The 11,938-nt window shown below is 73.2% G+C and carries 11 protein-coding genes; 9 read left to right on the forward strand and 2 right to left on the reverse strand.

Features of this window, described 5'->3' with window-relative positions; all coding sequences use genetic code 11:
- Window positions 1-39: 39 nt before the first annotated feature.
- The 9 genes from pcaD (at window position 40) to ACIDOF_RS18180 (ending at window position 9,944) form a co-directional block, all read left to right on the forward strand.
- Window positions 40-1,194: a 3-oxoadipate enol-lactonase gene (gene pcaD, locus ACIDOF_RS18140; RefSeq protein ID WP_409006935.1), complete on the forward strand. Its 1,155-nt coding sequence runs from the start codon at window positions 40-42 to the stop codon at window positions 1,192-1,194.
- Between the two features lie 254 nt (window positions 1,195-1,448).
- Complete coding sequence (locus tag ACIDOF_RS18145; protein ID WP_409006936.1) at window positions 1,449-2,822, forward strand: MFS transporter; 1,374 nt, start codon at window positions 1,449-1,451, stop codon at window positions 2,820-2,822.
- A gap of 212 nt (window positions 2,823-3,034) precedes the next feature.
- Complete coding sequence (locus ACIDOF_RS18150; protein WP_409006937.1) at window positions 3,035-3,907, forward strand: shikimate dehydrogenase; 873 nt, start codon at window positions 3,035-3,037, stop codon at window positions 3,905-3,907.
- Window positions 3,900-5,732, forward strand: a complete 1,833-nt coding sequence (locus ACIDOF_RS18155; protein ID WP_409006938.1) for a bifunctional sugar phosphate isomerase/epimerase/4-hydroxyphenylpyruvate dioxygenase family protein — start codon at window positions 3,900-3,902, stop codon at window positions 5,730-5,732. The genes ACIDOF_RS18150 and ACIDOF_RS18155 overlap by 8 nt, the downstream gene beginning before the upstream one ends.
- 120 nt (window positions 5,733-5,852) lie before the next feature.
- Window positions 5,853-6,536, forward strand: coding sequence for a TetR family transcriptional regulator (locus tag ACIDOF_RS18160; protein WP_409006939.1), 684 nt, complete (start codon window positions 5,853-5,855; stop codon window positions 6,534-6,536).
- Window positions 6,537-6,550: 14 nt separating this feature from the next.
- A complete protein-coding gene (locus ACIDOF_RS18165) occupies window positions 6,551-7,456 on the forward strand; it encodes a virginiamycin B lyase (protein ID WP_409006940.1) in 906 nt (301 codons plus the stop codon).
- Between the two features lie 186 nt (window positions 7,457-7,642).
- Window positions 7,643-8,314, forward strand: a complete 672-nt coding sequence (locus ACIDOF_RS18170; protein ID WP_409006941.1) for an ABC transporter permease — start codon at window positions 7,643-7,645, stop codon at window positions 8,312-8,314.
- Window positions 8,311-8,988: an ABC transporter permease gene (locus ACIDOF_RS18175; RefSeq protein WP_409006942.1), complete on the forward strand. Its 678-nt coding sequence runs from the start codon at window positions 8,311-8,313 to the stop codon at window positions 8,986-8,988. The genes ACIDOF_RS18170 and ACIDOF_RS18175 overlap by 4 nt, the downstream gene beginning before the upstream one ends.
- A complete protein-coding gene (locus tag ACIDOF_RS18180) occupies window positions 8,985-9,944 on the forward strand; it encodes an ABC transporter substrate-binding protein (RefSeq protein WP_409006943.1) in 960 nt (319 codons plus the stop codon). Before ACIDOF_RS18175 ends, ACIDOF_RS18180 begins: the two co-directional genes overlap by 4 nt.
- A 35-nt stretch (window positions 9,945-9,979) precedes the next feature.
- Here the strand turns inward: ACIDOF_RS18180 and ACIDOF_RS18185 are convergent, their stop codons facing one another.
- Both ACIDOF_RS18185 and ACIDOF_RS18190 read right to left on the reverse strand, forming a co-directional pair.
- Window positions 9,980-10,693 carry a hypothetical protein gene (locus ACIDOF_RS18185; protein WP_409006944.1) on the reverse strand — a complete coding sequence of 238 codons (714 nt, stop codon included), beginning with the start codon at window positions 10,691-10,693 and terminating at the stop codon, window positions 9,980-9,982.
- A gap of 72 nt (window positions 10,694-10,765) precedes the next feature.
- Complete coding sequence (locus ACIDOF_RS18190) at window positions 10,766-11,929, reverse strand: ABC transporter ATP-binding protein (protein ID WP_409006945.1); 1,164 nt, start codon at window positions 11,927-11,929, stop codon at window positions 10,766-10,768.
- Window positions 11,930-11,938: the final 9 nt, after the last annotated feature.

An 11,938-nucleotide genomic window follows, 5' to 3' on the forward strand; every position in this document is an offset into this window, starting at 1 on the left:
GTCCACCCAGTTCCTCCGTGCCCCACGAATGAGTCGCCCATGAACAGCACCCTGCACCACCGCACCGCCGGAGCACCCACCGCGCCCGCAGTGCTCCTCGGGCCGTCGCTCGGGACGTCCACCGCGCTGTGGGACGCCGTGGCGCCCGAGCTCAGCTCGGCGTTCCGTACCGTCCAGTGGGACCTCCCGGGTCACGGGAACTCGCCCGCCGAGCTCATCCGGCCCGAGGCGACGGTCGACCGACTCGGCCTGCTCGTGATCGAGTTGGCGGACGCGCTCGGCCTCGAACGGTTCCACTACGCGGGCGTCTCCCTCGGCGGCGCCGTCGGCCTCTGGCTGGCCGCCCACCACCCCGAACGGGTCGACCGGCTCGCCGTGGTCTGCTCGTCCGCCCACTTCGGCCCGCCCGAGCCGTGGCGCGAACGCGCCGCCCTCGTACGGGAGTCCGGCACCGGAGCCGTCGCCGACGGGGCGCCGGGGCGGTGGTTCACGCCCGGGTTCCTGGAGGGGGAGGAGGGGGCGCGGGGGCGTGCCCTCGTCGACGACCTGCGGCGCACCGACCCGCAGGCGTACGCCGCGTGCTGCGACGCGCTCGCCCGCCTCGACCTGCGCCCCGACCTGCCGTCGATCACCGCGCCCACACTCGTCCTCGCCGGCCGCGACGACCCGGCCACACCGCCCGCGCACGCCCGCGAGATCGCCGACGCGGTGCCCGGCGCGGCCCTCACCGAACTCGCGCGGACCTCGCACCTCGCGCCCGCCGAACGGCCCGCCGCCGTACTGGCCGCCCTGCGCGAGCACTTCACCGCGCCCGGGCCCGGTCCCGGCATGAGGGTCCGGCGCGCGGTCCTCGGCGACGCCCACGTCGACCGGGCCCAGGCACGCACCACCCCGCTCACCGCCGGGTTCCAGGACTTCATCTCCCGCTACGCCTGGGGCGAGATCTGGACCGACCCCACCCTGAGCAGGCGCGAACGGAGCCTCGTCACGCTCACCGCCCTCGTCGCGCACGGCCACTTCGAGGAACTCGCCATGCACGTACGCGCCGCTGTACGCAACGGGCTCACCCCCGAGGAGATCGGCGCGGTGCTGCTGCAGTGCGGCGTGTACCTGGGCGTGCCCGCAGCCAACTCCGCCCTCGCCGTCGCACAGCGCGTGCTGGCGGAGGAGGACGACGGCACCGGGGCTCACTGAGCCGAGCCCGGCCCTCCCCGTCAGCCGGTGTCCCGGATCCGCTCGGATCGGCTCGGATCCGCCCGGACCGTCCACGCGGATCTGTCCACGCCGATGTATTGACACCGCCCGGAGGGCCGGGCAGCATCACAGCCACGTTAATTAACTATCTAGTGCGTTAACTGCACGTGTCAGGGTGCGGTCGCACTTCCCCTCGGGCGCAGCCCCCGCAGCGAGCCGCCCGATATCCTGTATCTCCCCCCGAGGAGCCCCCCGTGCCCCACCCGGAAGCCGCCCAGGTGCCGAACGCCCCGACGACGGGCAAGCCCCGCAAAGCCGCCTTCGCCGCGTGGATCGGCAGCGCCCTGGAGTACTACGACTTCTTCATCTACGGAAGCGCCGCCGCCCTCGTCTTCCCGAAGGTCTTCTTCAACCCGGACGACCCGGCCACCGCCACCCTGATCTCCCTCGCGACCTTCGGCGTCGCCTACGCCGCCCGCCCCGTCGGCGCCCTCTTCCTCGGCCACATCGGCGACCGCGTCGGCCGGCGCACGATCATGGTCTGGACCCTGGTCCTCATGGGCCTGTCCACGTTCCTGATCGGCTGCCTCCCCACGTACGCCCAGGCCGGGACCCTCGCCCCCACCCTGCTCGTCGTGATGCGCGTCCTGCAGGGCCTCTCCGCGGCCGGCGAGCAGGCCAGCGCCAACGCCATGACTCTGGAACACGCCCCGGAACACCGCCGCGGCTACTACACCAGCTTCACCCTCAACGGCACCCAGGCCGGGCAGATCCTCGCCACCCTCGTGTTCATCCCGGTCGCGGCCCTGCCCGACGAGCAGCTCTACTCCTGGGGCTGGCGCATCCCGTTCCTGCTCAGCGCGGTCGTCGCCGTCGCCGGATACGTCATCCGCCGCACCCTCGACGAGACCCCCGTCTTCCAGCAGGCCAGCGCCAACGCGGCCGTCGCGAAGATGCCGCTCGCCGAGCTCCTCGTGAACCACTGGGCGAGCGTCCTGCGCGTCATCTGCGCGGCCCTCATCGCCACCGTCAGCACGATCTTCTCCGTCTGGGCCCTCGCGTACGCCACCAGCGACGCCGTCGGACTCGACAAGACCGGCATGCTCTGGGTCAACGGCTGCGCCAACGCCGCCGCCCTGCTCGCCATCCCGCTGTGGGCCCGGCTCTCCGACCGGATCGGCCGCAAGCCCGTCTTCCTGATCGGCGCCCTCGGCTGCGGCGGGCTGATCTTCGTCTACCTGTGGGCGATCTCCACCGGCAGCTACCCGCTGGTCTTCGCCGTCGGCGTGCTGTTCTTCGGCGTCGTCTACAGCGCCGCCAACGGGATCTGGCCCTCGTTCTACGGGGAGATGTTCCCGGCCCGCGTCCGGCTCTCCGGCATGGCCGTCGGCACGCAGATCGGCTTCGCCGTCGCCGGGTTCGCCGTGACCATCGCCGAGCGGATCGCGGGCGGGGACGGGGCCGACTGGGTCGGGGTCGCGGTGTTCTCCGCCGCCGTGTGCGCGGTGTGTGCGGTGGCGGTCGCCACCGGGCGTGAGACGTACCGGGTGCCCACTGCCGAACTCGGCGTTCGACCGGGGGAGTTGGCGCCCGCCGGGGTTGGCAAGGCGGAGTCGGCTGCGGTCTGAGGGCTCGCTCGCCGCGTTCTTCTTTCCCCAGTCCCGCCCCTTCCCGAAACTGGGGGCTCCGCCCCCAGACCCCCGCTCCTCAAACGCCGGAGGGGCTGAAATTCGCCCCGCTCCCCTCGGCCGGAGGGGCTGGATTTGCCCCGCTCCCCTCAGGCGGAGGGCTGCATCCTCCTGGAATTCGCCGGAAGCCCCCACCAGAAAGGCCCCACCCCGTGTCCCCGTCCTCCTACCTCACCGGTCTCATCGGCGCCGGCATCGGGCCCTCGCTCAGCCCCGCCCTGCACGAGCGGGAAGCGGTCCGGCACGGTGTGCCGTTGCTCTACCGCACGCTCGACCTCGACCTGCTCGGCACCCCGCCCGAGCAGGTGGGGGAGCTGCTGCGGGCCGCCCGGCAGCTCGGCTTCGACGGGCTGAACATCACCCACCCCTGCAAGCAGCTCGTCCTCGAGCACCTCGACGAACTCGCCCCGGAAGCAGCCGAGTTGGGCGCCGTCAACACCGTCGTCCTGCGGGACGGGCGCGCCGTCGGACACAACACCGACGTCACCGGCTTCGCCAAGGCCTTCGCGCGCGGCCTGCCCGACGCACCCACCGGCCACGTCGTCCAGCTCGGCGCGGGCGGGGCCGGGGCGGCCGTCGCGCACGCGCTGCTCAACCTCGGCGTCGACCGGCTCACCCTCTGCGACACCGACCCGGCCCGCGCCGCCGCCCTCGCCGACGCGCTCACCGCCCGCTTCGGCGCCGGCCGCGCCGCCCCCGGCACGCCCGCCGACGTCACCACCGCCGACGGACTCGTGCACGCCACTCCCACCGGCATGGCCGCCCACCCCGGACTGCCGCTCCCCGCCGAACTGCTCCGGCCCGCGCTCTGGGTCGCCGAGGTCGTCTACCGGCCGCTGCGCACCCAACTTCTCGACACCGCCGACCGGTTGGGCTGCCGCACCCTCGACGGCGGCGGCATGGCCGTCTTCCAGGCCGCCGACGCCTTCCGCCTCTTCACCGGCCTCGAACCGCACACCGACGCCATGCTCGCCGACTTCGCCGAGCTCGCCGAGACCCCCGCACTCGGAGGCCGCCGTGGCTGACCCGCGCCCCGCCCCCGCCGGACGGCTCGGCGCCCGTAAGTCCATCGCCACCGTGTCGCTCAGCGGGCCGCTCTCCGAGAAGCTCACCGCGATCGCCGCCGCCGGGTTCGACGGTGTGGAGATCTTCGAGAACGACCTGCTCGGCACGCCGCTGCGCCCCGAGGAGATCCGCGCCCGCTGCGCCGACCTCGGCCTGGCCATCGACCTCTACCAGCCGATGCGCGACATCGAGGCCGTCCCCGAGGACGTCTTCGTACGCAACCTGCGGCGCGCCGAGCGGAAGTTCGACGTGATGCGGCGGCTCGGCGCCGACCTGCTGCTCGTCTGCTCCAGCGTCGACCCGCGCGCCCTCGACGACGACGCGCTCGCCGCCGAACAGCTGCACCGCCTCGCCGCCCGCGCCCACGAGCACGGCATCCGCATCGCGTACGAGGCGCTGGCCTGGGGGCGGCACGTCGACACGTACGACCACGCCTGGCGGATCGTCGAGCAGGCCGGGCATCCCGCGCTCGGCACCTGTCTGGACAGCTTCCACATCCTGTCGCGCGGCAGCGACGTGTCCGGCATCGCCGCCATCCCCGGCGAGAAGATCTTCTTCCTCCAGCTCGCCGACGCCCCCGAGCTCGCCATGGACGTCCTGCAGTGGAGCCGCCACCACCGCTGCTTCCCCGGCCAGGGAGGTCTTGACGTCGCCTCCGTGGTGTCCGCGGCCGTGCGGGCCGGGTACGACGGGCCGCTCTCCCTCGAAGTGTTCAACGACGTGTTCCGGCAGGCCGAGGCCGCCCCGACCGCCGTCGACGCGCTCCGCTCCCTGCTCGTCCTGGAGGAGTCCGCGGGCCTGGCCGCGCCGCCCGCACCGTCCCTGCCCACCGGCTTCGCCTTCGCCGAACTGGCCACGCCCGACACCGAACCCGTACGGGCCCTGCTCGACGCGCTCGGCTTCGCCCGCACCGGCCGGCACGGCTCCAAGCCGGTCGAGCTGTGGGAGCAGGGCGAGGCCCGGATTCTGCTCAACTCCGGCGCGGGGTCCCGGCGTTCGGGGCCCGCCCTGGCCGCCGTAGGCCTGGAGACCCCCGACCCGGCGCAGGCCGCACGCCGCGCCGAGGCCCTGCACGCGCCCGTCGTGCCCCGCCGCCGCGCACCCGGCGACGCGCCCCTCGACGCGGTCGCCGCCCCCGACGGCACCGAGCTGTTCTTCTGCCGCACCGGCCGGCCCGACCACCCCAGCTGGACCGGCGACTTCGAGCCCGTCCCGGCCGCGGCGCGACGACCCGGGCACGTGGAGCGCATCGACCACGTGGCGCTCACCCAGCCCTGGCACCAGTTCGACGAGGCGGTCCTGTTCCACCGCGGCGTGCTCGGCCTCACCGTGCACGAGAGCCTCGACCTGGCCGACCCGTACGGCCTGTTCCGCAGCCGGGCCGTCGCCGGGCCCGACGGGGGTGTACGGCTCGCCCTCAACGTCGCGCCCGGGCCCGGCGCCGACGACCAGATGCTGCAGCACATCGCCCTCGCCACCGACGACGTCATCGCCGCCGCCCGCACCGCCCGCGCCCGCGGCGCCGCCCTGCTGCCCATCCCCGCCAACTACTACGACGACCTCGCCGCCCGCCACGACCTCGACCCCCAACTCCTCGACGCGCTACGGGAGTCCGGCGTCCTCTACGACCGCGACGAGCACGGCGAGTTCCTGCACTGCTACACCGCCGCCGTCGGCCGGGTCTTCTTCGAACTGGTCCAGCGCACCGGCACCCACCAGGGCTACGGCGCCCCGAACGCGGGCATCAGGCTCGCCGCCCAGTACGCGCACCGGGGCCGCCCCTGACCGCCCCTGACCGCCGTCGAACGGGCAGGCCCCGGGCCGCCACACGCCCCGGCGATAGACTGACCGGCCCGGACAGCCGCACGCTGACCGGGCCCGGACAGCCGCATCGCGAGGAGCCGCATGCCCGCCGTACCCCCGCCGACCGCACCGTCGAAGGGACCCGCGCCCGAGACCGGCCGGCGCACCCGCGACAAGGCGCGCACCCAGGCGGAGATCCTGGACGTGGCCACGGAGGAGTTCGCCCGGCTCGGCTTCACCGGCGCCCGGGTCGACGAGATCGCCGCCCGCATCAAGACCACCAAGCGGATGATCTACTACTACTTCGGCAGCAAGGAGAAGCTGTTCACCGCGGTCCTGGAGCGGGCGTACGCGGTCATCCGGCGGCAGGAACAGCAGCTGGACGTGGAAGGGCTGGAGCCGGTCGCCGCGATCCGCAGGCTCGCCGAGCTGACCTTCGACCACCATGAGGCGCACCCCGACTTCATCCGCCTCGTCAGCATCGAGAACATCCACGAGGCCGAGCACATCGAGGCCGCGCCCAGCCTCGGCGCCCTCAACTCGCCCGCGATCGAGGTGATTTCCCGCATCCTCGACGAGGGCCGCGCCCAGGGCGTGTTCACGGCGGACGTGGACGCCGTCGACCTGCACGCGATGATCAGCTCGTTCTGCTTCTTCCGGGTCGCCAACCGGCACACGTTCCACGCCCTGTTCGGCCGCGACCTGACGGCGGACGACACCCGGGAGCACTACCGCACGATGCTCTCTGACATGGTGATCGCCTACCTGACGACGACCGACCGCTGAAGGAGCCCTCCTCCATGTCACACCAACACGCCTCTGTCTTACGGGAGTTCACCGTCGCAGGCGCCCAGGACGGCCCGTACGGCATCGCCGCGGGAGCCGACGGCGCCCTGTGGGTGACGCTCGTGCACAGCGGCCGCATCGCCCGGCTCGCGACCGACGGCGCCGTGGAGGAGTTCCCCCTCGACGCCCCGGACTGCCGACCCACCGTGATCGTCCCCGGCCCGGACGGCGCCCTGTGGTTCACCCGCAACGGCGACCACCGCATCGGCCGCGTCACCACCGACGGCGAGCAGACCTCCTTCCCGGTGCCGACGCCCGAGGCCGGGCCGTACGGGATCGCGCCCGGCCCCGAGGACACGGTCTGGTACACCGCGCTGAGCGCCGACCGGATCGGCCGTGTGACCGTCGACGGCGGGGTCACCGAGTTCGAGCTGCCGGTCGAGGGCGGCTTCCCCTCGGCGCTCGTCCAGGGCCCGGACGGCGCCCTGTGGTTCACGCTCAACCAGGCCGACGCCATCGGCCGCATCACCGTCGACGGCGACGTCACCGTCCACCCGCTGCCGACGCAGGGCGCGGGCCCCGTCGGCATCACGAGCGACGGCGAGGCGCTCTGGTTCGTCGAGATCATGGCGAACGCGGTCGGCCGGATCTCCCTCGACGGCACGGTCGAGGAGTTCCCCCTCCCCGACCCGGCCGCCAAGCCGCACGCGATCGTCGCGGCCGGCCGGGGCGACTGCTGGTTCACCGAGTGGGGCGGCAACCGCGTCGGCCGCATCACCGCCCGCCCCGGCGAGGCTCCGGAGATCACCGGGTACGACCTGGCCTCCCCGTCGTCCGAACCGCACGGCATCACGGTCGGCCCGGACGGCGCGCTGTGGGTGGCCCTGGAGACGGGAGCGGTGGCGCGGTTGCACGGCTGATCCCCTCCCCGCCCCTTCCCGAAAGCCTGCGGCAGCTTCGGGGCTCCGCCCCGGACCCCGGCTCCCGTCTTTTCGGCTTTCCCGCCGTCGTGGCCGGTCGCGCAGTTCCCCGCGCCCCTCCGGGCGCGGACCCCGTACGGGTCACCACGACGCGCCCCACCCCCGCCCGCACGCTGCAATGGACAAGTGCCCACGCCTCCGGACGACTGCCTCGCGCGCAACGAGTGGGTGTGCGGCGACTACCTGCGCACCCGCAGCCACATCCTCGCGGACGCGGTCCTGCAGCACCTGGAGCTGACCGCCCTGTCCATCACGATCGCCGTGCTCCTCGCCGTGCCGCTCGCCCTGCTCGCCCGCCGCTTCCGCCCCGCCGCGGGCCCGGTCCTCGCGCTCACCACGGTCCTCTACACGATCCCGTCCCTGGCGATGTTCTCGCTGCTCCTGCCGCTGTACGGGCTCTCCGCCTCGCTGGTCGTCGCCGGGCTCGTCCTGTACTCCCTGACCCTCCTCGTGCGGAACCTCCTGGCCGGGCTCCGCGCCGTCCCCGAGGAGACCCGGCAGGCCGCCAAGGGCATGGGATACGGGCCCGTACGGCTGCTGCTCGCCGTCGAACTGCCGCTCGCGCTGCCCGCCGCGCTCGCCGGACTGCGGATCGCCACCGTGTCGGCGGTCTCCCTCGTCACGATCGGCGCGATCGTCGGCCACGGCGGACTCGGCAACCTCATCTACACCGGCATGAACACCTACTTCAAGGCGCAGGTCCTCACCGCGTCCGTGCTGTGCGTCGTCATCGCCGTCGCCGCCGACCTGCTGCTCCTCGCCGCCGGACGGCTCCTCACCCCCTGGCAGCGCGCATGAACACCCTCACCGACGCCTGGCACTGGCTCACCGACGCCGACCACTGGTCCGGCGCCGACGGCATCTGGCACCGCCTCACCGAACACCTCCTCCTCACCGTCGTCTGCCTCGCCGTCAGCTGTCTCATCGCCCTGCCCGTCGCCCTCGTCCTCGGCCACCTCGGCAAGGGCGGCGCGCTCGCCGTGAACCTCTCCAACATCGGCCGCGCCGTGCCCACCTTCGCCGTCCTCGTCCTCCTCCTGCTCACCCCGCTCGGCCGGTACGGCGAGGGCCCGACCGTCGTCGCCCTCGTCCTGTTCGCCGTACCGCCGCTGCTCACCAACGCGTACGTCGGGATGCGCGGCGTCGACCGCAGCGTCGTGCAGGCCGCGCGGGGGATGGGCATGACCGGGCGGCAGCTGCTGTGGCGGGTCGAGGTGCCGCTCGCGCTGCCGATGATCGTCAACGGGGTGCGGATCGCGGCCGTGCAGCTCGTCGCCACCGCCACGATCGCCGCGCTCGCCGGGGGCGGCGGGCTCGGCCGGATCATCACGGCGGGCTTCAACCTGGCGTCCACACCGCAGGTGGTGGCGGGCGCGGTGCTCGTCGCCGTGTTCGCGCTGCTCGTCGAGGGCTGCTTCGAGGCGGCGGAACGCCTGACGCCGGGCCTCGCGCGCGGGAGGGCCACGGCATGAGAACTGCCCGTACGGGCCGTACGCGACAGGCCTGCACGCTTGCCGCCCTGCTCGCCGTCGTCGCGGGATGCGGCACCGGACCGTCCCTGGAGGAGCAGGGCGAGGTCACCGCGCCGCCCGGCGACAGCCGCAGCCTCACCATCGGGTCGGCCGGCTTCACCGAGAGCGACCTGCTCGCCCACATGTACGCGCTGCTGCTGCGCGAGCAGGGCTACAGCACCCGGATCCTCTCCGTCGCCAACCGCGAGCTGTACGAACCGGCCCTGGAGAGCGGCCAGATCGACGTCGTGCCCGAGTACGCGGCGACCTTCGCGGACTGGCTGAACGCCAAGGCCAACGGGCCCGACGCACGGCCCGTCGGCTCGCCCGACCTGAACGCCACGATGACCGCACTGCGCGCCCTGGCCCGGCCCCGCGGCCTCACCGTCCTCGACGCGGGCCGGGCCGTCGACCAGAACGCGTTCGCCGTCACCGCCGCGTACGCCCGCAAGCACCGGCTGAAGACCCTCAGCGACCTCGGCCGCGCCCGGCTGCCCGTCCGCCTGGCCGCGGGCGACGAGTGCGTCCAACGGCCGTACTGCAAGCCGGGGTTGGAGAAGACGTACGGCATCAGGGTCACCGCCGTCGACCCCAAGGGCGTCGGCACGACCCAGGCCAAGCAGGCCGTGCAGAACGGTCAGGACCAGCTGGTCCTGACGACCACCACGGACGCGACCCTCGACGAGTTCGGCCTGGTCCTCCTCGCGGACGACAAGAAGCTGCAGAACGCCGACCACATCGTCCCCGTCGTCAACCGCACCCGAGCAGGCGGCCCCCGCGTGGCGAAGGCCCTCGGCAAACTCAACTCGGTCCTCACGACAGGGGACTTGGCCTCCCTCAACCAACAGGTCGACAGCTGGCGCCGCCTCCCGGAGGACGTGGCGGAGACGTACTTGAAGGGGAAGGGGCTGCTGTAGGGGAGGGGGCCGCTGGAGGACCGGGGTCGCCGGGCTCAGTGAACCTTCGCCGTCACGGCCCGCACGAACTCGGGGGCCACGTCGTCACGCCACACCCAGGGCGCCGCGTCGAACCGCCCCTCGAAGGTGGCGGTGGTCTGCCCGCCGACCGTGAACATCAACGGGCCCTTACGGCAGGTCCAACTCTCCTCGATTCCGCCGGAGTTGGCGCAGGCATCCGCACCGAAGAGCTTGTCGTCGCCGCTCAGGGTGACTTCCTCGTAGTACCCGGCGATCAGCGCGGGATCGGCGACGGCGTCGACGCGGACCCAGACGCGGGTGGCCGCGTACCGCTCGCCCGGCAGCTTCATGCCGTAGTCGCACCGGCCGTACTCGGCCCTGTTGCTCTCCTTCCACGAGGGGTCGGCGGCGAACTCCTTGACGGAGGGCGCGTACACCTGACTCGGTGGTTCCGCCTCGATCTCCTCGGCGTCCGGCAGGATCGCCCGGATGTCCTCCTCGGTCACGAGAACGCAGGCGTTCGGCCACTGGTCCGCGGGCAGGATCTCGTCCTTCTTCAGCGGGCGGACGCGGCTGTCCTGGGCCTGCTGCGGGGCCTTGCCGACCGTCGTCTCGGTCACCGAGTCGGAGATCTGCAGCGTGCTCCAGACGGTGCCGGCGATCAGCAGGGCGAGGGGGAGGGCGATCCGGGCGATGCGGTCCTTGGTCTTCACACGGTCCTTGGTCTTCAGGCGGTCCTTTGTCGTCACAGGGGGCCATCCTGCCCAACGGGCCCACGCCGACGGCAACTTGGGCCTCCCCCCCCAAGAGGACCCCCAGGGCTACGCGTCAGCAACCGACTCGAAAGGGACCTCCGTGCGGTGTACTCCCTGGGCGTCCGCGTCGACCGAGCGGCGGAGGGCCTCGTGGAGTTTCGCGGGGGTGAGGACGCCGAGGAAGCGGGCGCCGTCGAGGACCGCGACCCAGCCCGCGTCGTGCTGCAGCATCACCCCGAAGGCCTGCTTCAGCGGGGCGCCCACCGGGACCCACGAGTTCATCCGGTGCGCGAGCTCGCCGACCGTGCCGCCGTCGCCCGCGAGGGCCAGCTCGTCCGCGCCCGCCCAGCCGTGCAGCTCGCCCGCCTCGTCCAGGACGACCGTCCAGCGCGCCCCCTGCTCCCGCAGCCGCGCCCCCGCCGCGTCCGCCGGCTCGTCGACCCGGGCGAGCGGCGGCTGCTCCAAGTCGGCCGCCTCGATGGCCGTGACGGACAGCCGCTTCAGGCCCCGGTCGGCGCCCACGAACTCCGCGACGTACGGCGTGGCCGGGGTGCCGAGGACCGCGCCCGGCGTGTCGAACTGCTCGATGCGGCCCTGCCCGTACACCGCGATGCGGTCGCCGAGCCGGACCGCCTCCTCGATGTCGTGCGTCACCAGAAGCACCGTCTTGCGCACCCTGGCCTGCATGTTCAGGAACTCGTCCTGCAACTGCTCGCGCACCACCGGGTCGACCGCCCCGAACGGCTCGTCCATCAGCAGCACCGGCGGGTCCGCGGCGAGCGCCCGTGCCACGCCGACCCGCTGCCGCTGCCCGCCGGACAACTGCTGCGGATAGCGCGAGCCGTACGTCCTCGGGTCGAGGCCGACCAGGTCGAGGAGTTCCGCGGCCCGCGCCCGCGCCTTCGACCGCTTCCAGCCGATCAGCGCGGGCACTGTCGCCGTGTTGTCGAGGATGGTGCGGTGCGGGAACAGGCCGACCTGCTGGATGACGTACCCGATGCGGCGGCGCAGCCGCACCGGGTCGACCGTCGAGATGTCCTTGCCGGCGACGGTGATCCGGCCCGACGTCGGCTCGATCAGGCGGTTCACCATCATCATCGTGGTGGTCTTGCCGCAGCCCGACGGGCCGACGAGCGTGACCAGTTCGCCCTCGTCCACTTCGAACGACAGGTCGTCCACGGCGACGGTGCCGTCCGGGTAGCGCTTCGTGACGTGCTCGAACCGGATCATGCCCTCACG

The organism is Streptomyces sp. Da 82-17 (assembly GCF_046098215.1).
Taxonomy (GTDB): domain Bacteria; phylum Actinomycetota; class Actinomycetes; order Streptomycetales; family Streptomycetaceae; genus Streptomyces.